Origin of the sequence: Nonomuraea sp. NPDC050786, from assembly GCF_040654115.1 — a bacterium.
In the GTDB taxonomy this organism is placed as follows: domain Bacteria; phylum Actinomycetota; class Actinomycetes; order Streptosporangiales; family Streptosporangiaceae; genus Nonomuraea.
In genome coordinates this window covers 21,418-46,005 of record NZ_JBFAHJ010000031.1, presented here as the reverse complement: position 1 = coordinate 46,005, position 24,588 = coordinate 21,418, and the positions used below count along the sequence as shown (strand labels likewise).

The 24,588-nt window shown below is 69.5% G+C and carries 20 protein-coding genes and 2 pseudogenes; 9 read left to right on the top strand and 13 right to left on the bottom strand.

Annotated elements, in window-relative coordinates; all coding sequences use genetic code 11:
• Window positions 1-2 precede the first annotated feature (2 nt).
• From AB0H84_RS40820 to AB0H84_RS40790, 7 genes are all read right to left on the bottom strand, one after another.
• Window positions 3-1,928 carry an alpha-galactosidase gene (locus tag AB0H84_RS40820; protein WP_357617027.1) on the bottom strand — a complete coding sequence of 642 codons (1,926 nt, stop codon included), beginning with the start codon at window positions 1,926-1,928 and terminating at the stop codon, window positions 3-5.
• Window positions 1,925-3,856, bottom strand: coding sequence for a beta-galactosidase (locus AB0H84_RS40815; RefSeq protein WP_357617025.1), 1,932 nt, complete (start codon window positions 3,854-3,856; stop codon window positions 1,925-1,927). The genes AB0H84_RS40820 and AB0H84_RS40815 overlap by 4 nt, the downstream gene beginning before the upstream one ends.
• The gene (locus AB0H84_RS40810; protein ID WP_357617023.1) at window positions 3,856-5,085 is read right to left on the bottom strand and encodes a TIM-barrel domain-containing protein; all 1,230 of its coding nucleotides are present in this window, start codon (window positions 5,083-5,085) and stop codon (window positions 3,856-3,858) included. The genes AB0H84_RS40815 and AB0H84_RS40810 overlap by 1 nt, the downstream gene beginning before the upstream one ends.
• Window positions 5,086-5,095: 10 nt before the next feature.
• On the bottom strand, window positions 5,096-6,088 hold the full coding sequence (locus tag AB0H84_RS40805) for a LacI family DNA-binding transcriptional regulator (RefSeq protein WP_357617021.1): 993 nt from the start codon (window positions 6,086-6,088) through the stop codon (window positions 5,096-5,098).
• 87 nt (window positions 6,089-6,175) lie between these two features.
• A complete protein-coding gene (locus tag AB0H84_RS40800; RefSeq protein ID WP_357617019.1) occupies window positions 6,176-7,075 on the bottom strand; it encodes a carbohydrate ABC transporter permease in 900 nt (299 codons plus the stop codon).
• Window positions 7,072-7,971: an ABC transporter permease subunit gene (locus AB0H84_RS40795; RefSeq protein ID WP_357617017.1), complete on the bottom strand. Its 900-nt coding sequence runs from the start codon at window positions 7,969-7,971 to the stop codon at window positions 7,072-7,074. The genes AB0H84_RS40800 and AB0H84_RS40795 overlap by 4 nt, the downstream gene beginning before the upstream one ends.
• Window positions 7,968-9,626: a hypothetical protein gene (locus tag AB0H84_RS40790; protein WP_357617015.1), complete on the bottom strand. Its 1,659-nt coding sequence runs from the start codon at window positions 9,624-9,626 to the stop codon at window positions 7,968-7,970. Before AB0H84_RS40790 ends, AB0H84_RS40795 begins: the two co-directional genes overlap by 4 nt.
• Before the next feature lie 274 nt (window positions 9,627-9,900).
• On the opposite strand from AB0H84_RS40790, the gene AB0H84_RS40785 reads away from it, so the two are divergent.
• The 4 genes from AB0H84_RS40785 (at window position 9,901) to AB0H84_RS40770 (ending at window position 16,906) form a co-directional block, all read left to right on the top strand.
• Window positions 9,901-12,519 (top strand): glycoside hydrolase family 3 C-terminal domain-containing protein, encoded by a 2,619-nt coding sequence (locus AB0H84_RS40785; RefSeq protein ID WP_357617013.1) that lies wholly within the window; start codon window positions 9,901-9,903, stop codon window positions 12,517-12,519.
• Window positions 12,520-12,641: 122 nt separating this feature from the next.
• Window positions 12,642-12,983: a zinc ribbon domain-containing protein gene (locus AB0H84_RS40780; RefSeq protein ID WP_357617262.1), complete on the top strand. Its 342-nt coding sequence runs from the start codon at window positions 12,642-12,644 to the stop codon at window positions 12,981-12,983.
• A 227-nt stretch (window positions 12,984-13,210) separates the two neighbouring features.
• Entirely contained in the window at window positions 13,211-15,583 is a 2,373-nt protein-coding gene (locus AB0H84_RS40775; RefSeq protein ID WP_357617011.1) for a xyloglucanase, read from the top strand.
• A 108-nt stretch (window positions 15,584-15,691) separates the two neighbouring features.
• The gene (locus AB0H84_RS40770) at window positions 15,692-16,906 is read left to right on the top strand and encodes an alpha-L-fucosidase (RefSeq protein WP_357617009.1); all 1,215 of its coding nucleotides are present in this window, start codon (window positions 15,692-15,694) and stop codon (window positions 16,904-16,906) included.
• Window positions 16,907-17,414: 508 nt separating this feature from the next.
• Here the strand turns inward: AB0H84_RS40770 and AB0H84_RS40765 are convergent.
• From AB0H84_RS40765 to AB0H84_RS40755, 3 genes and pseudogenes are all read right to left on the bottom strand, one after another.
• Window positions 17,415-17,867: a Tn3 family transposase gene (locus AB0H84_RS40765; RefSeq protein ID WP_357617260.1), complete on the bottom strand. Its 453-nt coding sequence runs from the start codon at window positions 17,865-17,867 to the stop codon at window positions 17,415-17,417.
• Between the two features lie 17 nt (window positions 17,868-17,884).
• Window positions 17,885-18,142, bottom strand: a pseudogene (locus AB0H84_RS40760) (Tn3 family transposase); the annotation flags it as partial.
• 170 nt (window positions 18,143-18,312) lie between these two features.
• The gene (locus AB0H84_RS40755) at window positions 18,313-18,921 is read right to left on the bottom strand and encodes a hypothetical protein (RefSeq protein ID WP_357617007.1); all 609 of its coding nucleotides are present in this window, start codon (window positions 18,919-18,921) and stop codon (window positions 18,313-18,315) included.
• Window positions 18,922-19,013: 92 nt separating this feature from the next.
• On the opposite strand from AB0H84_RS40755, the gene AB0H84_RS40750 reads away from it, so the two are divergent.
• On the top strand, window positions 19,014-19,286 hold the full coding sequence (locus tag AB0H84_RS40750; RefSeq protein WP_357617005.1) for a hypothetical protein: 273 nt from the start codon (window positions 19,014-19,016) through the stop codon (window positions 19,284-19,286).
• Between the two features lie 55 nt (window positions 19,287-19,341).
• Here AB0H84_RS40750 and AB0H84_RS40745 read toward each other — a convergent pair whose 3' ends face one another.
• Entirely contained in the window at window positions 19,342-20,193 is an 852-nt protein-coding gene (locus AB0H84_RS40745; RefSeq protein WP_357617003.1) for a helix-turn-helix transcriptional regulator, read from the bottom strand.
• Window positions 20,194-20,279: 86 nt separating this feature from the next.
• Between AB0H84_RS40745 and AB0H84_RS40740 the strand changes: the two genes are divergently transcribed.
• Window positions 20,280-21,062 carry an SDR family oxidoreductase gene (locus AB0H84_RS40740; RefSeq protein WP_357617001.1) on the top strand — a complete coding sequence of 261 codons (783 nt, stop codon included), beginning with the start codon at window positions 20,280-20,282 and terminating at the stop codon, window positions 21,060-21,062.
• Window positions 21,063-21,077: 15 nt separating this feature from the next.
• Here AB0H84_RS40740 and AB0H84_RS40735 read toward each other — a convergent pair whose 3' ends face one another.
• Window positions 21,078-21,515 (bottom strand): helix-turn-helix domain-containing protein, encoded by a 438-nt coding sequence (locus AB0H84_RS40735; RefSeq protein WP_357616999.1) that lies wholly within the window; start codon window positions 21,513-21,515, stop codon window positions 21,078-21,080.
• A 127-nt stretch (window positions 21,516-21,642) separates the two neighbouring features.
• On the opposite strand from AB0H84_RS40735, the pseudogene AB0H84_RS40730 reads away from it, so the two are divergent.
• Both AB0H84_RS40730 and AB0H84_RS40725 read left to right on the top strand, forming a co-directional pair.
• A pseudogene (locus tag AB0H84_RS40730) lies at window positions 21,643-21,981 on the top strand (STAS domain-containing protein); the annotation flags it as partial.
• Between the two features lie 81 nt (window positions 21,982-22,062).
• On the top strand, window positions 22,063-22,605 hold the full coding sequence (locus tag AB0H84_RS40725) for a hypothetical protein (RefSeq protein WP_357616997.1): 543 nt from the start codon (window positions 22,063-22,065) through the stop codon (window positions 22,603-22,605).
• A gap of 18 nt (window positions 22,606-22,623) precedes the next feature.
• Here AB0H84_RS40725 and AB0H84_RS40720 read toward each other — a convergent pair whose 3' ends face one another.
• The gene (locus AB0H84_RS40720; RefSeq protein ID WP_357616995.1) at window positions 22,624-23,217 is read right to left on the bottom strand and encodes a TetR family transcriptional regulator; all 594 of its coding nucleotides are present in this window, start codon (window positions 23,215-23,217) and stop codon (window positions 22,624-22,626) included.
• A gap of 63 nt (window positions 23,218-23,280) precedes the next feature.
• On the opposite strand from AB0H84_RS40720, the gene AB0H84_RS40715 reads away from it, so the two are divergent.
• Entirely contained in the window at window positions 23,281-24,501 is a 1,221-nt protein-coding gene (locus AB0H84_RS40715) for a cytochrome P450 (RefSeq protein WP_357616993.1), read from the top strand.
• Window positions 24,502-24,588 lie beyond the last annotated feature (87 nt).

The following is a 24,588-nucleotide window of genomic DNA, read 5'->3' as shown; positions in this document are numbered from 1 at the left end:
TTTCATCGGAGACGGAGCAGCACCGCTGATGGGGCGGTGGGCAGGGTCAAGGTGTGCTCTGTCAGGCGGGCCTTGCTGTCGGCGGGATAGAGCAGCTCCGCGCGAGGCACGTGGATCGTTTCTTCACCGCCCCGCCGCCAGACAGCGAGATAGGTGGCCACCGGGGCGCGCAGGGACAGCGCGATCCACGGGTCATCCCAGGCAGGGAGGCCGAGCGGCCACGAGGGCACGGCCCGCGGCAGATCGGCCCGGATGTCCTTGTAGACCGCCACGGCCTCGTGGACGAGGGCGCGGGCACCTGAATCGAGCTCCGGAAGCGGACCTGAGAGGTGGATCCGCCCGAGGAGCGCGCTGACCATGGTGAAGGCCACCTCGTCCGGGGAGTCCTCCGGCTGCGGGTAGGCCCAGACCGCTCCCTGTTCGGGCGGGACCGCGGTGGGAGCGGAGGCGGCGATGGGCGCGTAGAGCCGGAGGTTCTGCTGGTCGCTGGTCGACTGCAACTGCAAGCGGGAGAGCAGGGCGTAGTCGGAGCGCATGCCTCCCGAGGCGCAGTTCTCGATCACCAGGTGCGGGTACCGGTCCAGGACGCCGTCGAGCCAGTCGAGGTGGGCACGGTTGTGACCGAGCAACCCTGCCGCAGGAGCCTCGCCGGGGTGGCTGCTCGTGCCGGAGCCGGGATCGATGTTGTGATCCAGCTTGAGGTAGCCGACGCCCCACTGTCCGACGAGACGGTCGACGACCCCGTCGAGGTGGGCGCGGGCGGCCGGGTGGCGCAGGTCCAGGTGGTGGCGGTGATTCTCGACGACGCGGATGCCGTCGCGGCGGAAGAACGCCTCGTCGGGCAGGGAGGCGGCCAGGGGGTGGCGGGTTCCGATCACTTCCGGTTCCAGCCACAGGCCGGGGGTCAGGCCGCGCTCCCGGATCCGGTCCAGGACTTCGCCGATGCCTCCGGGAAAGCGCGAGGCGGACGGCTCCCAGGCGCCGACGGTGTCCCACCAGCTCGCGTCGAGGTCGGCGTACCAGCCCGCGTCGATGACGAAGTACTCCGCCCCGGCCTGCGCCGCCGCGTCGATCAGGGGAAGCAGCTTCTCCGTGGTCGGGTCCCCCATCAGGCAGTTCATGTAGTCGTTGAAGACGACCGGCAGCCGCTCGTGGTCGTGGTGCGGGCGGCGGATGGTACGGCGGTAACGGGTCAGCACGGCGAACGCCTCGTCGTGCTCGCCCACCGCGAGCGCGACGGGCACGGTGCGGAAGGTTTCGCCGGGGTTGAGGCGATGACGCCAGCCGTGCCGGCCGTCGCTGGGTCCGGACAGCGCCACGTAGGCCGTGCCTTCGCGCTCGCCGCACTCCCAGCGCCAGCCGCCGCCGTTGTGCTCGATCTGCCACAGCCACGTACGGCCACTCTCGCGATCGGACAGGCCGCCCATCGGCAAGTGGCCGCAGCTCGACCAGACGCCCTGCCCGGCCAGGGTGAAGCAGTCCTTGCCGTTGCCGTACCTGACCCGATCGCTGAGCTGGGGGGAGGTGAGCCGCAGCGGGCTGCGCCGCCACCGGTATTCGGCCAGCCAGTCGTTCTCGGCCCACATCAGCTCCGCGCCGCCTGCCGGGAAGCCGCCGGCCACGAGCGAAGTGACCGACTCCAGGATCAGCGGGTGCTCGCCTTCGTTGCGGAGAAGCACCTCGCTGCGGAGCACGGGCAGGCCGTCCGGCGACCGGTACCGCACCTCCGCGGCGAGACCGGTCTCCGGATCGTGGAGCTCGACGGTGAGCTCGTCGTCGGTGACATGCTGCCGCCGGCGGAGCATCCGCGCGCCGATGCTGGTGTCGATGAGCCGATGGCTCGACCAGTGGTGGCCGTGCCCCGTCGCGGTCACCTCGACGAGAGGCAGTCCCGACTCGAGAAGCTCGAGTCGCAGGGCGTCGATCACGGTGTTCTCCTTTTCCGCAGTACGGCACAGCCGCCCGCCGGCAGCTCGGACACGTGGGCTCCCGTCAGCAGGTCGAGGCCGGGCTCGGGCAGGCTCACGGGATCGACGTCGTGGTTGAGGAAGAACTGCCACCGCGTGCCGTCCTGGGCATGCCGGGTGACCGATTCGAGGCCGGGCGTCCCGGAGCCGACGATCTGGGTGATCAGGGCGGCGTAACCGGAATCGTCGAGCCGCGTGGAGAGATACCAGCTCTCCCCAGCGCCGAAGCGGTGCCGGGTGAGCGCGGGTTTCCCGGCGAGCATGCCGTGGGTGTAGGTGAGGAGCGCTTCACCGTCGGCGCGCAGGGACTCGCTCCAGACCGTGGCCCGCGTGCCGTCCGACAGGACGATCACCTCGTCCCGGCGGAGCGGCCGGTGTTCCTCGATCCGGATGCCAAGCGCTTCGCGCAGCGGCAGCGCCGGGTAGCCGCCGAGCCGGGCGTGGAGGCGGTCGTTGACGACGCCACTGCAGTACTGGACGAGCAGCCTCCCACCGCCGGCGACGTAGTCGCGCAGGTTCTCCGCCCCGGCGTCGGAGAGCAGGAACAGGGACGGAGCCACCACGAACCGGTAGCGGCTCAGGTCATGCTCTGGGTGGGCGAAGTCGGCCGTGATCCCGGCATCCCACAGCGCGCGATGGGCCCGGCGGAGCGCATCGTGGTAGTCGAGGTCCTTCGAGGGCAGGCCGTCGACCTCCATGGCCCACCAGGCGTCCGCGTCGTGCAGCACGGCCACCTTCGCGGTGACCGTCGAACCCGCGACCTCACCCAGTCGCGCGACGATCTCGCCGGCCTGCTGGATTTCGCGGAAGATCCGGCTGTCAGCACCCGCGTGCGGGACCATCGCCGAGTGCCAGGTCTCGGATCCGGCCCGGGACTGCCGCCACTGGAAGAACAGGGCGCCCTCCGAACCGCGGGCGATGTGGCCGAGGGTGTGGCGCAGGATCTCCCCGGGCTCTTTGCCCAGGATCCGGCCGCCGGAGTAGACGGTGTTCGTGCCCTGTTCCATCAGCAGCCAGGGGCGTCCGCCGGCGAACGAGCGGGCGCGGTCGGCGGCGAAGGCGGTGTCGGCGGCGGCGTCCAGGCCGGGCGCGTCCGGGTAGTGGTCGATGGCGACCAGATCGACCTCCCGACCCAGGGCCCACAGGTCCACGTTCTGGTAGGCGGGAAGCATCATGTTGGTGGTCACCGGCCGGTCGCTGTGCGCGCGGATGGCGTCGCGCTGCTCCCGGTACGCGGCCAAGACCGTGTCCGACCAGAAGCGCCGGAAGTCCAGGTGCTGGCCCGGGTTCTTGTGCCATTGGGTGGCCCGCGGCGGCAGCACCTGCTCCCATGCGCCGTAACGCTGGCTCCAGAACTCCGTGCCCCAGGCCTCGTTGAGCACCTCCAGCGAGCCGTGGCGCTGCTGGAGCCACTCCCGGAACGCGGCCGCGGTGTGATCACACCAGCAGAGCGTCGTGTACTCGTTGTGCACGTGCCACATCGCGACGCCCGGATGCGCGCCGTACCTCTCGGCCAGAGCTGTGGCGATGTTCCGTGCGGCGGTGCGGTAGGCGGGGGCGGCCAGGCAGTAGGTGTCGCGGCTGCCGTGGACGAGCCGGGTGCCGTCCGGCCCGACCGGGAGAGCGTCCGGGTGGGCCAGGGTGAACCACGGCGGTGGGGAGGCGGTGGGGGTGGCCAGGTCTACCGCGACGCCGTTGGCGTAAAGCCGGTCCAGGTGGGCATCCAGCCAGGCGAAATCGTAACGGCCCTCCTCCGGCTCCAGCAGCGCCCAGGAGAAGACGCCGACGGTCGCCAGGTTGACGTGAGCCCGGCGCATCAGCGCGTCGTCTTCCTTCCAGACGGCCTCGTTCCACTGCTCGGGGTTATAGTCGCCGCCGAAGAACAACATCACACCTCCAAGTGAGCGTCGTCGCGCAGGAGAAGCGGGATGCGCTCCAGCGGCGCCGCGACGGTGATCGTCTGCCCGGCGGGATGCTCCTCGCCGGTCCACGCGTCGGTCCAGCGGGCTCCGGCCTCGGTAACCGGGGCGTCGTAGAAAGCGACCTGGGCGGAGTAGGCGCCCAGCTCCTTGTCCGGCCAGTCGGCGTGCGCGACCGGACCGTACTCCGTGCCGATGAACAGGCCCTGGTCCAGCATCGGCGCGTGGTTCTCGCTGGCCGGGCTGACCGAGGGCCAGACCGAGACCATCAGCTTGACCCCGAGTTCGTCCAGCTCTCGGACCATGGCGGCAGGGTCGGGCCACTCGACGGGGTCGAACTTCCACTCGCCGAGGTGGGTCCGGTGGAAGAAGTCGCAGACGATGACGGACAGGGGCAGCCCGCGCCTGCGGTATTCGCGGGCGACCTCCAGCAGTTCCTCCTGGGTGCGGTAGCGCAGCTTGCACTGCCAGAAGCCCGCGGCCCACTCGGGCAGTTCCGGGCTGTGGCCGGTCGCGTCGGCGTAGCGGCGCAGCACGTCAGCCGGTTGACCGACCGTCACCCAGTAATCGATCTGGCGGGCGCTGTCTGCGACCCACCGGGTCCCGGTCTCGGCCAGCTCCACACGGCCGATGGCAGGCGAGTTCCACAGCAGGCCGTAACCGCGGTCGGAGACCAGCAGCGGGATGGTGACCTCGCCGTTGCGCTGGAGGAGGTCGATGGCCGCGCCCTTCTGATCGAGCAGGCCGTGGGTGTGCTGGCCCAGTCCGTACATCCGCTCGCCGGGGTAGGCGCGGAAGCGCTGCTCCAACCGGTGGTAGCCGTTTCCGGTGGCCGTGTAGAGCCGGGGGCCCGGCCACCAGAAGTGGGCGGGCTGCTCGGCGAGCAGTTCGACGTCGTCGCGAAGGAAGGTGAGCCGCCCGGCGGCATACGGGAGTTCGGGGGTGAGCCGCCCCGCGCTGTCGGCGTCGATGCGGACGGTCAGGGCGCCGTTGACCATGGTCGCGTGGTGCTCGGCGATGTTGATCTGCGCCTTCGCCCCTGGAGGCGGCGCGTCGAGCAGCGCTCCCGGCAGGTCGTCGAGCAGGGGCCCGCCTGGCGTGGCCCTGACCCGGACGGCGTCCGGGCCCCACGGCTCGACGCGCAAGGTCTCGCCCTTGGCGCGCCATTCCAGTGCGTCGCCGAGGTCGCGAAAGTACATGGAGGTGCTCCTAGATGGGGCCGGTGCTCTCACGGATGGTCAGGGCGGGGGTGAGCAGCACAAGTTCGTTGGCGGGCTGCTCACCGCGCGCGGATGCGGAGATCCGGGAAACGACCTGCTCGACCGCGATACGGCCGAGCTCCGTCGCCGAGCCGGTAACCGCGGTGAGGGCCGGGGTGTACTGTTCGGCCACGCGCTCGGGGCACAGGGCGATCACCGACGCGTCCTCGGGGACCGTCCGTCCGCTGGTGCGCAGGAGGCTGAGCAGCGGGCCGATGGCTCCTTCGTTCTGCACGACGAAGCCGGTGGTGTCGGGTCTGTCGGACAGGATGCGGCCGAGCGCGCCCGCCGTACCCTCATAGGTTCCCTCGCACGGGCGGTGCAGGAAACGCAGACCACGCTCCTTCGCCCGCGCGGCGAAGCCCGCGAGGGTGCGCTCGGCGTATCCGGCGTGGCGCTGGTAGGTGCCGGGGGCGTAGCCGATGAAGGCGATCTCCCGGTGCCCCAGGTCGGCCAGGTGATCCGCGCAGAGCGCGCCGGCGGCCTGGAAGTCGTTGTCGACGCAGGACAGCCCGCGGGGATCGCGAGGCATGCCGATCAGGGCCGCCTGGAGATCTCCCAGTGTCGGGATGCGCCTGTCGTCGAGTTCGACGTCCATGAGGATGACGCCCTCGGCCAGGCCGCTCGCGGCCAGCCGGCGGATGCCGTCCGGGCCCTCGTCGTTGGTGATCAGCAGGACGTCGTAGCCCTGCTTGCGGGCGGCCACGGCGACGGAGGTGGCGATGTCCATCATGACCGGCACGTACACGTCGGTGCGGAGCGGCACGGCCAGCGCGAGGATGTGCGATCGCCTGCCGGCCAGGGCACGGGCGCCCGCGTTGGGGTGATAGCCGAGCGCGGCCACCGCCTGCTCGACCCGCCGCCGGGTCTCGGCGGATACGGGCCGTTTGCGGCTGAGCGTGTAGCTGACCGTGCTCGGGGAGACGCCCGCGGCCTTCGCCACGTCTGCGATGGTCGCCAGCCCTCCGTCGGGCCGGCGACCAGGTCGCTGTGTTGATTGGGCGCCCTCGCTGCGCTCGGTCGCCATGCCTCAGCCCTTGATGGCGCCGGTCAGGACGCCGGTGCGGAAGTGTTTCTGGACGAACGGGTAGACGATCACGAGGGGCACCAGGGTCAGGACCACCACGGCCATCTGCAGCGAAAGCGGGGCGGTCTGCGCGTGCTCCATGCCGAAGCCGGAGTTGACCGAGCCGGGCATGCCGACGCCGCGGTTGACGTAGGTCAGCAGCACGTACTGCAGCGGCCACTTCTCACTTTCGGTTGGCATGTAGAGCATGACGTTGAAGAAGGAGTTCCAGTAGCCGACCGCGTAGAACAGGGAGATCACCGCGGTCACCGCCCGCGAGGTGGGAAGGACGATCGACCAGAGGATCCGCCACTCGCTGCCGCCGTCGATCCGGGCCGCGTCGATCAGCTCGGCCGCGGTGCTGGAGTAGAAGGAACGCAGGATCAGGATGTTGAAGACCGAGACCGCGCCGGGCAGGATCAGCGCCCACCACTGCCCGTAGCCGCCCAGCCCGGTCACCACCAGGAAGGTCGGGATGAGGCCGCCGCTGACGAACATCGTGATGATCAGCAGCACCAGGATGAACCGGTGACCGAACGAGTTTGACCGCGACAGGCCATAGGCGCACAGGATCGAGACCACCATCGAGATCGCCGTGCCGACAATGGTGATGCCGAAGCTCACCAGCAGGGCGGTGCGGACAGTGGAGTCGGTCAGCATCTCCTCGTACGCCTCGAAGGTGAGGCCGTCGGGCCAGATCACCAGGCCGCCGGCTCGGTTGATGGCGCCCTTGGTCGACAGGCTGGTCAGCACGACGATCCAGAGCGGGACCAGCACCATGAGCAGCACCCCGCCGAGGGTGAGGCCCTTGGCCGACTGGCCGGCCAGGGTCGGCGGCTCCTGCCAACTTGGTCGTTGCGTCATTTCCGGTACAACCCGTCCTCGCCGAAGGAGTGCGCCAGCTTGTTGGCGCCCCAGATGAGCAGGAGCGAGATCACGCTCTTGAAGAGCCCGGCCGCCGCCCCGAAGCTGTAGTTCGTCGTGGCGATGCCGTAGTAGAAGGCGTAGGTGTCGAGCACCTCGGCGGCGTCGTGGCCGACGGCCTCGCGCTGGATGAGGAACTGCTCGAAGCCGACGGACAGCGCTCCGCCCAGGCGCAGCACCAGCATCAGCACGATCACACCGCGCAGGCCAGGCAGGGTGATGTGCCACATCCGCCGCCAGGGCCCGGCGCCGTCGGCGGCCGCCGCCTCGTACAGGCCGGGGTTGATGGCGGCCAGCGCGGCCAGGAAGACGATGATCCCCCAGCCCGCCTCCTTCCACACGCCCTGGAAGGTGACCAGGAGCGCGAAGGTGTCCGGATTGGTCATCACGTCCCAGGTACCGAGGTTGTGCGAGCGCAGGAACTGGTTGAGCGCGCCCGCGCCGCCCAGCATCTGCTGGAAGATCGTGATAACCAGCACCCAGGAGAAGAAGTGCGGCAGGTAGACCACGGACTGAATGAAGTTGCGCACCCGCTCGCTGAGCACCGAGTTGAGCAGCATCGCCAGCGCGATCGGGATCGGGAAGAACAGGATGAGCTGGACGAAGCTCAGATAGAGCGTGTTACTCAACGCGTGCCAGAAGCGCGAGTCGGCGAAGAGCTGCTGGAACTGGTCGAGGCCGGCCCAGTCGCTGTCCCAGATCCCGATCAGCGGGTCGTAGTACTGGAAGGCGGTGATGACGCCGACCATCGGGACGTAGTTGAAGATCAGCAGCAGGACGACCGCCGGCACGACCATGATCAGCAGTGATCGGTCGCGGAGAAGCCTCTCTTTCACTGGCCCGTGCCATACTTGTTGAGCACGTTCTCGGTCATCCACCCCTTGAGCCGGTCGAGTCCGCTCTTCTTCCACGAGTCGATGACCGACTTGACCTCGGCGACCGTCTTCTTGCCGCGGACGCAGCTGACGATGGCGTCGTCGATGGCCTGCGAGGTGTTCAGCAGGGCGATCTGCTGCGGCATGCTGATGTTCATGCTCCAGAACGCCGGCTTGTAGAGGGCGTTGACATTGGCGGCCTGCCAGGCGGCCTGGTCCTTGGTGACCTGGTCGGCTCCGAGGTTGCTGATCACCCCGGCGGGTCCGGCGAGGAAGGGGAAGGTCGCCGCCTGGACGAACTTCTTGCCGTCCTCCGTGGCCGCCGGCACCCCGTCCTTAACCGTGTAGTGGACGCCCTCCACCCCGAAGTTGATCAGCTGGTACTCCGCCGAGCCGTACGGCGCCGCCAGGTAGTTGGCGATCGCCAGGCATTCCTCGATCTGCTCCGGCTTCAGCTTGATGTTGAGATAGCTCACGATGCGGGCCGCCTCGCCCAGGAACATCCGCGCGGGGCTCTGACCGTCGTGGGAGATGTAGTTGAACGCGCCGCGCCGGTAGTTCTTGTCGGCCGCGACCCCCGACTGGTAGTCGCTCAGGTTCCAGCCACCGGTGCCGCCGCCCTGGATCAGCTCCTTGCCCGAGTAGAAGCGGGCGTTGCTGTTGGCGTTCTGGCCGGCCAGCGCGTCCGGGTGCACGTAGCCCGACTTGGCCAGCTGGTAGTGCCATTCGAGCGCCTCCAGCAGCTGCGGCAGCTCGTACTTGTGCAGCAGCTTGCCGCCCTCGACCTTCCAGTTGGGCGGCAGGTCCCAGGAGAAGGCGAGGTAGGTGTAGACGTCGCCGAAGGCCCACACGCCACGCTTGGCGTCGGTCAGCTCCTTGCCCAGGCTCATGTAGTCGGCCACGGATTTGACCTGGTCTGCGGTGATGCCCTTGGCCTCCAGGATGTCGCGCCGGTAGAAGATGGCGCCGGCGACGGAGAAGTTGTAGGCCGAGCCGGGGATGCCGTAGAGCTTGTCGCCCCACACGCCGGCCTGCCAGGCGCCGGTGGGGATGGCGGCGAGGTTGGGATACTTCTTGACCTTGTCGCCGGCCAGGTACGGGGTCAGGTCGGCGAGCTGGCTGCCGACCAGCCGGTCGGTGCCGAAAGCGGCGTTCCACCAGGAAGGGAGCTGGATCCAGTCGGGCAGCTTCTTGGCCGCCGCCATCGGCGTGACAATGGTGTTGTAGTTGTTGCCGTCGGCCGGCTTCATGGTGAGGGTGGCGCCCAGGGCCTTGTTCATGGCCTGGTAGAAGGAGTTGTTCGCAGGCGGCACCGTGCCCCAGAGCGGGGTGATCGCGGTGTAGCTGCCGCCCTTGCCCGGCACGCCGGTGACGGTGGCGACCGGGTTGGCCGGGTAGCTCAGAAAGCCCGGATCGGTCACGGCCCCGCCCGAGCCGGCGATGGGGGCGATGTCCGGCTTGACGGCGGTGCTCGGCACGTGGGCGGGGAGCGCGGCCTTGAGCCCGGCCTTGGAGTTCGTGCCGACCTTCTGCGCCGACTGGGGAGTGTTGCTGCTGCAGGCGACGAGCAGGGGGGTCATCGCGGCTGCGCCGAGGAAGCCTCTGCGGTTCAACATGGGGGGTTGCCCTTCGAAGCGCTTCAATGTTGCCGCGAGACTAATGACCTGTTTCGGAAGACGCAAGGGCAAGCGTTAAGAGAAACTTTCCATACTGTTAGCGTTGACATCGTGTCGGGGATATGTCAGCGTCGATGCGCTTCGATCTCTTTTACCTCTCTGCCTGTGAGCTTTCCCTGTGAGCGATACCTTTCCTTTCAACGATTCGATGCTGCCGATGGACATGCGCGTCGACGACCTACTCGGGCGGTTAACGCTCGACGAAAGAATCGCGATGCTGCATCAGTACGCGCCCGCCATACCACGTCTGGGCGTGGCCCCCTTCCGTACCGGCACCGAAACCCTGCACGGCGTGGGATGGCTGGGCGTGGCGACGGTGTTCCCGCAGGCAGTGGGCCTGGGGGCGACGTGGGATGAGGATTTGGTACGGCTGGTCGCCGAGGCCGTCTCCGTCGAGCTGCGCGCCTTTCACCGGCACCGCCCGCCCGCGATCGGTTCCGGCGCCAACAGCCTGCAGGCGTGGGCGCCCGTGGTGAACCTGCTGCGCGACCCGCGCTGGGGGCGCAACGAGGAGGGCTACTCCGAGGACCCAGTGCACACCGCGCGGCTCGGTGCTGCCTACTGCCGGGGACTGGCCGGCGACCATCCGTCCTACCTGCGCGCCGCGCCGGTGCTCAAGCACTTCCTGGCCTACAACAACGAGGACGACCGGTGCGTCACCTCCTCCGGCCTGCGCCCCCGGGTGCTGCGTGAATACGACCTGGCGGCATTCCTGCCGATCGTGGCCGCGGGCCTGGCCACCGGCGTGATGGCCGCCTACAACCTGGTCAACGGCCGTCCCTGCCACGTCAGCCCGCTCATCGAGACCGAGCTGAGGCGCCTGAACCCGGACCTCTTCGTGGTCAGCGACGCCGAGGCACCCTGCAACCTGGTCGAGCTGGAGCACTACTTCGACGACCACGCCGAATCCCACGCCGCCGCGCTCAAGGCCGGCATCGACAGCTTCACCGACCACGGCGAGGAGAGCGAGGTGGTGATCGGACGGCTGCGGGAGGCATTGGAACGCGGGCTGATCGACGAGAACGACATCGACCGCGCCGTGCGGCGGCAACTTTCGCTGCGGTTCCGGCTCGGGGAGTTCGACCCCGATCTCGACCCGTACGCGGACATCGGTCCCGAGGTGATCGACTGCGCCGAGCACCGGGCTCTGGCCCTGCGCGCCGCGACCGAGTCGGTGGTACTGCTCAAGAACGACGGCCTCCTGCCCTTGGAGCGTTCCCCGCGAGTCGCCGTCATCGGACCCCTCGCGGACACGTTGTTCGAGGACTGGTACAGCGGCACGATGCCGTACCAGATCAGCGTCGCCTCCGGGCTGGAGGAGGCGCTCGGCGAGGTCGTCCGTGTGGAGGGCTGCGACCGAATCGCGCTGCGCTCGCGCTCGGGTGCCGAACTGGTCGCCGATGTCACCGACTGGGGCGCCGGGATGCTGACGTTGCGCAATCCCGACACCGGCCGCTACTACAGACTCCAGGAGGATGGCTCGCTGGCCGCCGACCGGGAGGAGATCAAGAGCTGGTTCGTCAACGAGACCTTCCACCTCGAACCCGCTCCAGGCGGCGTGCTGCTCCGCAACGTCCGCACCGGCCACTACGCCGCGGCCGACGGCCGCTTCACCGCCTCATCCGCCGCCGACGCCGAGTGCTACGAGCGCGAACTGCTTCACGACGGTACGGCCCAGGCCCGCGCCGCCGCCGTTGCCGCCAACGTGGCCGTCGTGGTGCTGGGCAATCACCCGCTGATCAACGGCCGCGAGACCGAGGACCGCCGGGACCTCGCGCTGCCCGAGGGGCAGGAGGCTCTGCTGCGCGCGGTCGCCGAGGTCCGCCCCGAGACTGCGCTCGTGGTCATGAGTAGCTACCCCTACGCCCTGGACTGGGCCGATGAGCACCTGCCCGCCGTGGTGTGGACCTCCCACGGCGGGCAGGAGACCGGCAGGGCGCTGGCCGCCGTCCTGCTCGGCGCGGCCGACCCGGGCGGGCGGCTGCCGCAGACGTGGTACCGAGGCGAGCTTCCCGATCCCCTGGACTACGACATCATCAAGGCGGGCTGGACCTACCAGTACCACCGGGCCGACCCGCTGTATCCCTTCGGCCACGGGCTCTCCTACACCGAATTCGCCTACAGCGACCTGCGGGTCTCCTCCGAGGAGGTCTCGGTGAGGCTGACGAACACCGGGAGCAGGCCGGGATCGGAAGTGGCGCAGCTCTACGTCCGCGCGTTGAACGCTCGCTACGAAGCGCCCCGGCTGCGGCTCGCCGACTTCCGCAAGGTCTCGCTGTCTCCCGGCGAAAGCCGCGAACTCATCTTCCGGCTGTCAGCCGAGCACTTGGCTCATTGGGACGTGGCCACCGGCGATTTCGCCGTGGACCCTGGCGACTACGAAGTGCTGGTGGGCCGCTCCGCCGGTGAGCTGGTTCTCGGGGCGACGATCGCCCTGGACGGTTCCGTCCCTGGGCCCCGCGCTGTCGTCGGCCGGCGCACCTCGGCCGCGGACTTCGACGACTACACGGGCATCACCCTGGTCGACGCCGACCGTACCACCGGAGACGCGGTCGCGCCCGCACGCCACGACCATCCCGCGACGCTGCTGTTCCGCTCCTGCGATCTGACGGGCGCGGTCCGGGTCGAAACCGAGGTCGCCGCCCTGGGCGAGGGGCGGCTGGAGGTCTGGGCCGGCGAGGTGCTGCTGGCGGAGATCCCGCTCCCGCCGACCGGGGGCCGGTACGCCTGGGTGAGCGTCGCAGGCGACCTGGGCTCACCCCTGGCGGGCGTCCACGACCTGCGGATCACGCTGCTGGGCGATGTCCGGCTCGCGACGTTCCTCTTCATCTGAATGGGAGCCACGTGCATGGAAACGATCACCTGGAAGCGACGCGAAGACGGCGTCACCCTGACGGCCGACGGGTTAGCCGTGCGACGGTCATCACCGAGTCCGACTGTCTGCTGTCCTGACTCATCCGCTGTCAGCACTGCGGCAAGGCCTGCATCGGCGCCGCCGCCCACGGCTGGACCAAGCGATACCGCCACCACGTGTGCTTCTCCCGCCAGCGCTACGGCAAGGTCACCTGCGCCGCCGACCGCATCCCCGCTGATCAGGCCGAAGGCGGCATCCTCGACGCCCTGCCGGCCAGCTATGAAGACGGCGACCTGGTCATCCGCGCCGCTGAAGCCGCCGCCCGCGCCAACGAAGGTCTGAGCGGTCAGGAACTGCCGCCGGGTCGGCCCAGCCCGACGGGGCGCCGGATCGATACCGCCGCGTGCAGGATCTCTCACACTGTAGAGGCTGCGATCGTGTAGGCCAGACGGGCCAACTCGCCCTGGATCCGCCGATGACCCCAGGTCGGGGTCGCCCGCGCCATTCGCACGATCAGCGCCTTGACCGGCCGGCGAGCGCGAGGGCGTCCCGGCCGTGGTCTATCGGTGAAGGTCCATTCATCTAGGCCGTGCTAGGCGATGGCCCATGTGCCGCGCAAGTCGAAGACCTACCTCTCGTACCTGTCGTATGCATCGCAAAGGAGAACATCATGCGGCGACGTACGTTCATCGCCTCCCTCGGCGCGGCCGCGGTCGCGGCCGGTGCCCTGCCCGTCCCGGCCTTCGCCAAGCCCGGCCGGCAACCCAAGGACGCATACATCTGGAAGAACGCCGTCGTCAACGGCGGCGGGTTCGTACCTGGCATCATCTTCAACGAGACCAAGCCGAACCTGATCTACGCCCGCACCGATGTCGGCGGCTGCTACCGGTGGCAGGAGGACTCTCGGAGCTGGAAGCAACTGCTCGACTGGGTCGGCCGCGACAACTGGGGCTACTACTACGTGGTCTCCATGGCCACCGACCCGGTCGAGACCAACCGCGTCTACGCCGCGGTCGGCGCATACACCACCGACTGGGACCCCAACAACGGCGCCGTCCTCTACTCCGACGACTACGGCGACACCTGGGGCATCGCCGAACTCCCCTTCAAGCAGGGCGGCAACATGCCCGGCCGCGGCATGGGCGAGCGCCTGGCCGTCAACCCGGCCGACAACGCGACCGTGTACCTGGGCGCCCCCAGCGGGAAGGGGCTGTGGCGCTCGACCGACTACGGCCGCACCTGGTCCGCGGTCGCGAACTTCCCCAACCCCGGCAACTTCGTCATCAACCCCAACGACCCCTACCACGCCGACAACCAGGGCGTGATCTGGATCGACTTCGACCAGATCGGCGGCAAGATCTACGTGGGCGTGGCCGACCCGGACGACCCGCTCTACGTGTCCAAGGACGGCGGCGCGACCTGGCAGCCCGTGCCCGGAGCGGCCGCAGCGCTCGGCGACTGCGACGGCAACCGCACCATCCCCAAGCAGTCCGCAGTGGATAACACAAACGGCTACCTGTACATCATCACCAGCCATGACCCCGGCCCGTACAACGGCGCGCCCTCCTCGGGCAACGGCGGCAAGATCCAGAGGCTGGCTACCCAGACCGGCGAATGGACCGACATCACCCCCACCTACAACCCGAAAGGCCCGATCCCCGGCTTCGGCGGTGTGACCGTCGACCGCCAGAACCCCGGCACGCTCATGGCGTCCACGTGCAACAACTGGTACCCCGACGAGATCCTCTACCGCTCCACCGACTCCGGGCAGACCTGGCAGCTCAGCTGGGACTACGCCGAAGGCACCGACGGCACCGACCGCTTCGTCATGGACAGCACCAACGCCCCGTGGCTGTCGTGGAACGGCACCGACCAGGGACCCGCATACGCGGTCAAGCACGGGTGGATGATCGAGGCCCTCGCGATCGACCCGCACAACTCCGACCGCATCATGTGGGGCACCGGCGCCATGATCTGGGGCACCGAGGAGCTGACGCGGTGGGACACCCAAGGCGAGCTGATCGGCCATAACGAGGCCGGCGAGCGGATCGCCCTGCCCATCGAGCGGTTCACCGTCGGCGTGCGGGCCCAAGGCGTCGAAGAGACCTGGGTCCGCGACATCGCCGCCCTCGGCGGCACCCTCGTGTCCGCCATGGGCGACGTCAGCGGCTTCGTCCACACCGACCTCGACCGGGCCGAGCCGATGATCCGCTCCGGCTGGGCCGGCAGCAGCCTCGACTACGCCCAGTCCAACCCGGACGTCATCGTCGGCAGCGGCGAAGTCAACGCGGACGTGGACGCTCACGTCATCGTCTCCACCGACCGCGGCAAGACCTGGAAATCCGCAGCGCGACTCGCAGGTGTCCCGGGCGGCGGCTCCGGCGTCGTCGCGATCACCGCCGACGCAGCCGCACTCCTGTGGTCCCCCAGCAACACCGACATCACCCCGGTCTACAGCACTGACCTGGGCGCGACCTGGAACCCGGTCCACGGACTCCCGGCAGGGGCCAGGATCCGGTCCGACCGTGTCAACCCGTCGGTCCTGTACGCCTTCGCCGTCGGCACGTTCTACCGCAGCACCGACGCTGGCGCGACGTTCTCCGACACCGGAGCGACCGGCCTGCCCGCCGAAGGCGTCGACGACTTCAGAGTCGTCCCAGGCCGCGAGGGCCACGTCTGGCTCGCCGGGCGCAGCGACAAAGCGGAGATCGCAACCGGCTTGTGGCGCTCCTCGGACGGCGGCGTGACCTGGGAGCGCATCAGCGCGATCGACTTGGCGATCGGTGTCGGCTTCGGCAAGGCCGCGCACGGTTCACGGCATGAGACGAAGCGCGGGGGCTACCCGGCGATCTACACCTCGGCCACGGTCGCAGGGCAGGACGGCATCTTCCGCTCAACCGACGGCGGCGCCACTTGGGTGCGCATCAACGACGACGACCACCAGTGGGCCTGGGCCGGATCCGCTATCACCGGCGACCCGCACATCTTTGGCCGCGTCTATCTGTCAGCACGCGGCGTGATCTACGGCGACATCGCCGACTGACGAAGCAGGCCGCCCCGCGCGACGCGGGGCGGCCTCCAAGCCGAAGGCCGGGGCCAGCGGCCACATTCGGCCTGACTGGATTGAATACCACGTTAGGGAGAGCCGATCATGACTGGAACCCACCGCGAGAGCCTGCCCGGATGGGCGAAGGAGGCGAGCCTCGGCATTTTCATCCACTGGGGACCGTACTCGGTTCCCGCCTGGGCCGAGCCGGAACACGTGGCAGGCGAGCCCGAAGGCGGGTGGTTCAAGCACTCCTCCTATGCCGAGTGGTACGCGAACACCATCCGCATCGAAGGGTCGCCGGCGGCGGCGCACCATGCCGAGGTCTACGAGTCGGCGCCTTACGAGGACTTCCTCGACCAGTGGAAGGCCGAAGCTTACGACCCGGCCGCATGGGCTCGGCTGTTCCGGGCACTCGGGGCGCACTACGTCGTGCCCGTCACGAAGCACCACGACGGGGTGACCCTGTGGGACGCCCCCGGCAGCGAGGGCTTCAACACCGTCGACCGCGGCCCGAAGCGCGATCTGCTCGGCCCGCTCGCGGAGGCCGTGCGTGCGGAGGGTATGCGCTTCGGCGTCTACTACTCCGGCGGCCTCGACTGGTCGATCACCGACAACCCGCCGATCGTGGAGGTCGACGACATCTGGCGATTCCGCCCCAACGACGCAGCCTACGCCGCCTACGCCACCGCGCACGTCCGGGACCTGATCGACCGCTACGCGCCCTCCGTGCTCTGGAACGACATCGAATGGCCCGAGGCGGGCAAGGAAGACGGCTCGCTCGTCGACCTGATCACCTACTACCGCGACGCGGTCCCCGACGGGATCGTGAACGACCGATGGGGCGCCGACGTCTGGGACTACCGCACGAGCGAGTACTCGATGCACGCCGACCACGAGACCGGCACCGGCTGGGAGCACAACCGCGGACTCGGATCCTCCTTCGGCTACAACCGTGTCGAGGACGAATCGCTCACCCTCAGCCCCCGCGAGCTGGCGAAGCACTACGCGGACGTGGTCTCCCGTGGTGGCCGGCTGCTGCTCAACGTCGGACCCGATGCCTCCGGCCGCATCCCCGACGTCCAGCTCCGCACTCTCGAAGGCGCGGCCGCATGGATGACCGGGGTGAAGCCGTACACCACCGACCGTCGGTTCCCGGGTGACGCTGAAGTCACCGTGTCCGCCGAGGCCGACAACTGGTACCGGACCTGGGCGAGCGGCGACAAGCTCGTCGTGATCGCCGACCGGCCCGAAGCCGTCCGCGTCACCGCGCCAGGCTACGAGACCGTGGCCATCGCCCTGCCCGAACAGGAGCGGTGAACAGGGCCGCCCGCTGCGACGCGCTCCGCGTTTCCGGCCTCGCCAGTCAGACCCCGGTCCGTCCGCGGGGCTCTACGCCCCGGGTGGGGACCGGTCCCGCATCCGCGCTCATCCCGGAAGGCACCATGAAACGCTCACTTGCGTGCTGTCAGGTGGCGATGTCAGCGCAAGATTGTCGCCGGGGTGACCGGAAACACCTCCACCCATCGGCGGCGACGCCCCTGACCGCCATTCAACGCAACAAAACCACAACACACCGATGAAGCGCCGACAGACCGCGTGAACGGCTTGCCCAGGTCGACGAGCCCGTAGAGCGCCCCGCACCTCCTGCAGCGCACCGACCTCGACCTGATCACCCGCCATCTCCTTGCCGCGCCCGACCCACAACCCCGACCGCTCCCTCGCCAAAGGCGCCGGCGCCGTCCTGTTACGCCTGTGGTGGGCCACCACGACCCCATCTGCCTGGCACCAGCGTGACACCACGCAGTGTACGCAGTCGGGCCGCTGTCTACGGGCGGAGCCATCTGGCAATGTGGCTATCCCGGTAAGTGTTGGATGGGCCGCATACGTCGCTGCTCCAAGCCCGATACAGCCGGTTCTTGCGCGAGTGGTTACCCAGCCGGCGCAGCAGCGTCACCGACGACAACCGGCTCTCCCGGAGGGAGATCGCCGTCCGCAACAGGTCCGTCCAGTGCGTCTCGATCAGAGCCCAGTCGACCACCTCTTCCCCGAACAGGCCGTCGATGTGGGTGTAGCGGGTGCTCCCGTCCGGCCGGTAGAAGATCAGGTCCTGCCAGTTGCGAATGCGTGGCAGCAGGTGAAAGCCCAGCAGCGCGGCCAACCCAAAGACCGGCAACGACTGGCCTTGCGTATCGGCGTGCACCGTATCGGGCTGGATGTCGGAGGTGTTGCGCAGCAGGCCCTCGATAATGTACACCGCCTCCCACACCCCACACGGGATAAAACCGCCACGTCCAGCTTGTTGAAGGCGTTGATGACCACCGCGGACGCCTTGTCGACCTTCGCGGCGGTGGCGTGCTTATTGCCCGCCAGCGACAACTCGTGCACACTGACCTGCCCACGCATGTGCGCGGCCACCTGACGGGCGCCCAGCAGGGTACCGTGCGCGAACGCCGTCAGCACATACCGGGCCATGGCGTCGCGGATCTTCGGATCCGACCCGGAGGCGGGCCCGAAGTGGTGATGCCAGCCCAGCAGGTAGGCGGTGCGAGTCAGGATGTCCAGGAGCGCGCGTTGCGGCAGCCGGTCGTGGATAGCCTACTCCAGCTTGATCGCCGACTCCCGCCGGTCGGCGCCCTTGCGGCGGCGCAGCACCGGCCGCCCGCCCCCCAGCGTCAGGTCGGTGTTGCCCGGGTAGCCATCATCGACCTCGCAGGCGATCGTGCTCAGCTGACTCTTGTAATGAGCGCCTTCGCCTCGGCAGGGATGCCGGCCTGCTCGCAAAAGGCCGCCACGTGCGGCTCGCACTCCTCCCACGACATCAGCTGGGCATGCAGGTTGGCGTAGGAGTCCGAGCCGATCACTGCGATGTCGCCGGAGCGCAGCTCGGCCGCCAAATAGGAGAACACGCACACCTCAAGATGGCGCCGCACCAGCAGCCCGGGACGCTCGGCGTCCAGAAGGATCTTGCGCCAGGCCTGCGACGCGAACGCCTCCACCTCGATCGACAACGTGCGCTCACGCACCTGGCCGTCCTCATCGCGCTCCTCGACCGTCACCGTCTCGGCCAGGTACGCGGCCCGGGAGTTGCGGTGCGCGCGCAGGAACTCCACCGCGTCCAGCACACTGCGCTCGGCGCTGGTGGCCTCCAACTCGATCGAGTCCACCAGCGTGAACAGCGCCGGCCGGTGCGAGCGGTAGTGCCGCTCCAGGAACGGCAAGTAGTTGTTGCCGTGATGAGCCGAGACCGCCTCGTGCGCGCTGGCCAGCGCCTCCAGCCCAGCGGCCTGCTCGAGCTTCTTCAGCACCAGCCGCCAGGCCCGCTCGGCCACCACCGACCCCAGCTCTGCCTCGCCGGCGTTGTCGGCGGCATCGCCCCGTCATCCACTGCCGGAGCGCTCCGGCCGCCTTCGGCAGTCTCCGCCTCTTGCTCGGCGGTAGCGGGCGGCACGATGGCCTCGCGCACCGCCGACAGCACTTCGCCGAACACACCCAGCAGCCGCTCCGACTCGGCCCGGTGCGTCTCGCGCAGCGCCTCCAGGTCGACCCGGCGCCCGAGGCCCCGCTCAGCCGCCTGCTCGTGCCCGAACTGCTGGTCACCGGCGCCCCCGGCCCTGACGACCTCCCCGAGCTCGGCATCCGCGGCGAGGCCCTGCGCGACCGCCTGCTGGCCGGCCTCCCTCTCACCACGACCCCCTGATCGCTCCGCCGGCGACCAGAGCGTACATGCCGTTCCGGATCTGGCCCCGTAAAAGCTACCTGCGCGCCTTGACGTACTCGTGTCCAAGGACATTCAGCAGAGCCAGCGCTTCGGCGCTGGAGGATCCTGACGGCGCGCTGTAAATCACCAGGTGCTGGTCGCGGTCCGTGAGCGCGAGCGAGTCGCAGTCGACGGTGATCTCCCCGACGACCGGGTGACGGAACGTCTTCGTGAGCGTCGGCATGGCCTGCACGTCGTGCCGCTCCCAGAGCCGGGCGAACTCGGGGCTGGCGTCGCGGAGCTCGTCGACGAGGTCGCTCACCGCAGGGTCAGACGGGTACCGGGCGAGGGTGGACCGGAGCCCCATGACGGCCTGGTGCCGGAACTCCGCGGCGTCGGAGATCCCGTACGGCGTCGCATCGGCGCGTGCCGACCCGAGGAACGCCCGGCGCGCGAGATTGCGGTCCTCTGGGGCGAGTTCGGCGAAGTCCTCCATGAGCGCGGCGGCGAGGTCGTTCCACGCGAGCACCTCGTACGCGGCGGACATCACGAAAGCGGCCGTCTGCGGCAGCCGCTCGAGGAGCGCGAGGATGCTCGGGCGGACGTCGCGCCGGTGCAGTCCGGTATGGATGGGCGCCGTGCCCGCGAGGACGTGGAGGTGGTCGGACTCGGCCTCTGTGAGTCGCAGTGCGCCGGCGATCCCGGCGAGGACCTCACCCGACGGCCGCGGCGCCCTGCCCTGCTCGAGCCGGACGTAGTACTCCGTGGAGATGTGCGCGAGGACCGCCACCTCCTCGCGGCGAAGACCGGGCGTCCGGCGTCGCGGGCCCGAGGGCAGGCCGACGTCCTGCGGCCGGAGCCGCTCGCGACGGGTGCGGAGGAACGCCCCGAGCTCCTGTTTGTCCATATCCCAAGTGTGCACGCCGCGCGGCGATGGATCCTGGTACCGTCTGTGCCTGCATCCGGCCCGGTGGCCGGCCTGACACTGTCGTCATGACGCACAACATCGACCTCGCACCCATCGGCCTGCTCACCGGCAAGGTGCTGTTCATCACCGGCGCCAGCCGCGGCATCGGGGCGGCCGCGGCCCGGCTCTTCGCGCGGGAGGGCGCGGCCGTCGTGCTCGCCGCCCGCAGCACCGACGCCCTCGACCGGATCGTCACCGAGATCCGCGCCGCCGGCGGCGTCGCCGACGCCGTCACCCTGGACCTCGCCGACCGTGCGAGCATCCGCGCGGCGGTCGATCGTGTCGGGGAGCTGCACGGACGGCTCGACGGCGCGTTCAACAACGGCGGGGTGGGCCAGCAGCCCGGCCCGCTCGACGCCACGACCGATGAGGAGATCGAGCAGCAGTTCGCGGTGAACTTCCGGGCGCACTGGACCGCGATGACGGCCGAGGCCGCGCTCATGCGACGCAGCGGTGGCGGGGCGATCGTCAACACCTCGAGCATCGGCAGCCGCCGCGCCAATCCCGCCCTCCCCGCGTACGGCGCCATGAAGCGTGCGCTCAACAGCATCACCGAGACCGCCGCGGTGAGCTGGGCCCGTGACGGCATCAGGGTGAACGGCATCACCCCCGGCGGCACCGCCACGGAGATGATCGACGCGTGGGAGGCGGCGACCCCCGGCATCGTCGAGCAGGTGAAGGCCTCAGTACCGCTCGGACGGATGGCGGAGCCCCGGGAAGTCGCCGAGGTGGCAGCGTGGCTGCTCAGAGACCGGGCGTCGATGGTGACCGGCGCGGTCGTGCCGGTGGACGGCGGCGCCGGCGCCTGAACTCGAAGCTCCTCCCTACGGCTGCTCGGGGCCCGCCACCTGGTCGGCCACTCTCCCGATCCTCGCCAGCTGGGCCAGCGCGGGCCGGGACAGTACGGCCTGGATGTCGTGCAACGCGAGGATCAGCTCCTCCAGCCCGTCGATGGGCGACTCCCGCTCCCTGTTGAGCAGGACGCCCCTGTACTCCTTCGGATTGACGGCCCCGCCGGGCAGCTCGACTCCGCCGTCTTCCACCCGGAACAGTGCCGGGATGGACGTGTCCAGCGCCAGGGCGAGGGCGGTCAGCTCCGCGGCCGTGAAGGAGCGCTGGCCACGCTCCGCCTGGTGAACGGCCTGCCGGCTCCACGGCCTGTCCAGGTAGCGCCCCAGGCTCTCGCCCAGCTCCATGAGCGACATCCGCCGCTCCGCGCGCAGGCGCGCGATCTGCCGGCCGATGGCCTCTTCCACCCGCATCCGTCCCCCTGGTGTCATTGTGGGCAATGACGTAGATATGTCGGCATTGACAGCAGCCCCGTGGCGGGCTACTGTACCGCTACAGATTTACCTGTCACTGTCACCGATGACAAGTGGGTGTCGCCCCATGCGAGACTTTCAATTAGAGGTGATCGGCCCGATCGGCGACTGCGCCGTGCTCAAGGTCGCGGGCGAGATCGACGTGGAGACCGCTCCCCAGCTTCGGGAGCGGCTGGTGGACCTGGCGGGCAAGGGCATCCGCCACGTCATCACCGACCTCGGCGGAGTCGACTTCCTCGACTCGACCGGCCTGGGAGTCCTGGTGGGCGGCCTCAAGCGGCAGCGCAACCAGGGAGGCACGCTGACCCTGGTCACCGATGCGGAGCGCATCCTGCGCGTCTTCCGGATCACGGGGCTCGTCACCGTGCTGCCTCCGCACGCCTCGGTCTCCGAGGCGATCGCGGCGGACCCCGGCTCTCGGCGGGCGGTCGAGGCCAGGGCCGGAAGCGTCGAAGAATGGTGCCGGACGCACGACCTGGCTTGACCCGTGAACGCCGCCTCCGACCGGCACGCCGTCGTCGTCCCCGGCGGAAACTACGGACCGCAGGCCGGGCTGCTCGCCTATGTGGGCGAGGCGGTCGCTCGCCGGGGAGCCCGCCTCGAGCTGATCTGGTGGACGCCGCCGCCGGACCGGACGCTCGAGGAGCGCACGCCCTGGGTGTGTGAGCAGGTGGCGCCCGTCGTGGACGGGCTCGCGGCGCCGCTGCTCATCGGCAAGTCGCTCGGCTCGCTGGCCGCCGCCGTGGCGGCGGAACGCGGCCTGCCGGGCGTCTGGTTGACGCCGCTGCTCACGATGTCCGCGTGCGTGGCCGCGCTGCGCCGGGCCACGGAGCCGTTCCTGCTGGTCGGCGGCACCGCGGATGACTTCTGGGACGGCGCCCTGGCGCGGGAGCTGACGCCGTACGTGCTCGAGGTCGAGGGCGCCGGCCACGGCATGCTGCTGCCGGGGCCGCTCGCCAGGAGCGCCGGGGTCCTCGGTCAGGTCACGACGGCCGTGGAGACCTTCCTCGACGAGGTCGTCTGGCGCTGACGCGCGCCCGTCACCCGCTCAGTTCAGCCCCGACTCGAGCTGCTCCAGCGCCCTGTCGATCTCGGCGGGCCCGTCCATCGCGGAGTCGTGCGCCCATTCCACCCAGACCATGGCCACGATCCCGAAGACCGCCCCCATGGCGTTTCGCAGCCGGGGATCGTCCCGCCCGTAGCCCGTCCGGTCGGCCAGCAGCTCGGCGATCTCCCCCAGGAGGCCGGAGGCCTTGCGCAGGTTGGCCGCCACCAGTTCGGGAACGGTCGTCGCGAACACCTCCCGTGCGTGTCCGGCCGCGATCTCCTCGGCGGTCAAGGAAGCGAACGCCGTACGGAACGCACCGCGCAGGACGGTGACCGGCGCGCCCGGCGGCTGGGCCGCGAGCGCCTCCATGAGGGGCGGGAACCGATCGAGCGTGACCAGATGCTCCTTCGTCGGGAAATAGCGGAAGAAGGTGGCGGGGGAAACCTCGGCCGCCTCGGCGATCTGCTCGGTGGTGGTGGCGTTGTAGCCGCGTTCGCGGAAGAGCCGGAACGCCTCGCGCAGGATCGCCTCCCTGGTCCTGGCCTTCTTGCGCTCGCGTAGCCCGCCGTTGCCCATGTGCTCATTCTGCCGCACCCAAATATGATGGTGTACTCTCAAAAGAGAGTACACTGTCAAAATGTTCAGGGAGCTGACCCGATGAGCGATCAGAACGTCGAAACCCCGGTGACCCTGCCCGTCCGACGCGAGCCTGGATGCCCGTTCGACCCGCCCCCGGAGCTGGAGCGGCAGCGTGATTCCCAGCCACTGGCCCGCCTGGCATTCCCCGACGGCCACGTCGGCTGGCTCGTGACCGGCTACGACCTCGCCCGCGCGATCCTGTCCGATTCCCGCTTCAGCGTCCGGCCGGAGCTCCGGCACTCCCCGCTCCCCCGGCCGAACGTCCGCCCCGGCGGACACGACCGGCCGGCCGCGCCCGGCTGGTTCGCCAACATGGACCCGCCCGACCACACCAGGTACCGGCGCCTGCTCACCGGCCAGTTCACCGTCCGCAGGATGAAGGGCCTCGAGCCGCGCATCGCCCAGATCGTCGCGGATCGGCTCCGGGCGATGGCCGAGGCCGGTCCTCCTGTGGACCTCGTGCAGGCGTTCGCGCTCCCCATCCCCTCCCTGGTGATCTGCGAACTGCTCGGCGTGCCGTACGAGGACCACGAGTTCTTCGAGAAGGAGACCGCCCTCATGGCGGACCTGGGCAACTCCGAGGCACAGGCCATGACCGCCATGGCGAACCTGGCCGGCTACCTGCGCGACCTGGTCGGGCGCAAGCGCTCCCGGCCCGCGGAGGACCTGCTCAGCGGCCTGATCAGCGACGGCGACCTGAGCGACGAGGAGCTGACCAACATCGCCCTGACCCTGCTGATCGCCGGTCACGAGACCACCGCCAACATGCTCGCCCTCGGCACTTTCGCGCTCCTGCGCCACCCGGAGCAGCTCGACGCCTTCCGCGCCGACACCTCGCTGACCGACACCGCGGTCGAGGAGCTGATGCGCTACCTGACCATCCTCCACGTGGGCGCGCCCAACCGCGCCGCACTGGAGGACGTCGAGGTGGGCGGCAGGCTCATCCGCAAGGGCGAGACCGTGGTCATGGGGCTGCCCGCGATCAACCGCGACCCGGAGCGGTTCGCCGATCCCGCCGCCCTACGTCTCGACCGCGACAACGCCCGCCAGCACCTGGCCTTCGGGCACGGTGTCCACCAGTGCCTGGGGCAACAGCTCGCCCGCATCGAGATGCGCATCGCCTACCGTGCGCTGTTCGAGCGCTTCCCCACCTTGCGCCTGGCGGTTGCGGCGGAGGAGGTCCCGATGCGCAAGAGCTCGATCGTGTACGGGGTGTGGCGGCTGCCGGTCACCTGGTGAGCCACCTTTTTCAAGGGGTGGTGTCGATTCGGCGGCCTCCCGTTCGTGTGGAGGGCGAAAGTCCGAACGAACAGGAAGAGAGGCACA

Bases quoted from the DNA above. Each gene is read 5' to 3' on its own strand.
- AB0H84_RS40790 (WP_357617015.1), bottom strand. From the start codon at position 9,626: ATGTTGAACCGCAGAGGCTTCCTCGGCGCAGCCGCGATGACCCCCCTG.
- AB0H84_RS40810 (WP_357617023.1), bottom strand. From the start codon at position 5,085: ATGTACTTTCGCGACCTCGGCGACGCACTGGAATGGCGCGCCAAGGGC.
- AB0H84_RS40800 (WP_357617019.1), bottom strand. From the start codon at position 7,075: ATGACGCAACGACCAAGTTGGCAGGAGCCGCCGACCCTGGCCGGCCAG.
- AB0H84_RS40715 (WP_357616993.1), top strand. From the start codon at position 23,281: ATGAGCGATCAGAACGTCGAAACCCCGGTGACCCTGCCCGTCCGACGC.
- AB0H84_RS40770 (WP_357617009.1), top strand. From the start codon at position 15,692: ATGACTGGAACCCACCGCGAGAGCCTGCCCGGATGGGCGAAGGAGGCG.
- AB0H84_RS40740 (WP_357617001.1), top strand. From the start codon at position 20,280: ATGACGCACAACATCGACCTCGCACCCATCGGCCTGCTCACCGGCAAG.
- AB0H84_RS40815 (WP_357617025.1), bottom strand. From the start codon at position 3,856: ATGTTGTTCTTCGGCGGCGACTATAACCCCGAGCAGTGGAACGAGGCC.
- AB0H84_RS40775 (WP_357617011.1), top strand. From the start codon at position 13,211: ATGCGGCGACGTACGTTCATCGCCTCCCTCGGCGCGGCCGCGGTCGCG.
- AB0H84_RS40745 (WP_357617003.1), bottom strand. From the start codon at position 20,193: ATGGACAAACAGGAGCTCGGGGCGTTCCTCCGCACCCGTCGCGAGCGG.
- AB0H84_RS40785 (WP_357617013.1), top strand. From the start codon at position 9,901: ATGCTGCATCAGTACGCGCCCGCCATACCACGTCTGGGCGTGGCCCCC.
- AB0H84_RS40735 (WP_357616999.1), bottom strand. From the start codon at position 21,515: ATGCGGGTGGAAGAGGCCATCGGCCGGCAGATCGCGCGCCTGCGCGCG.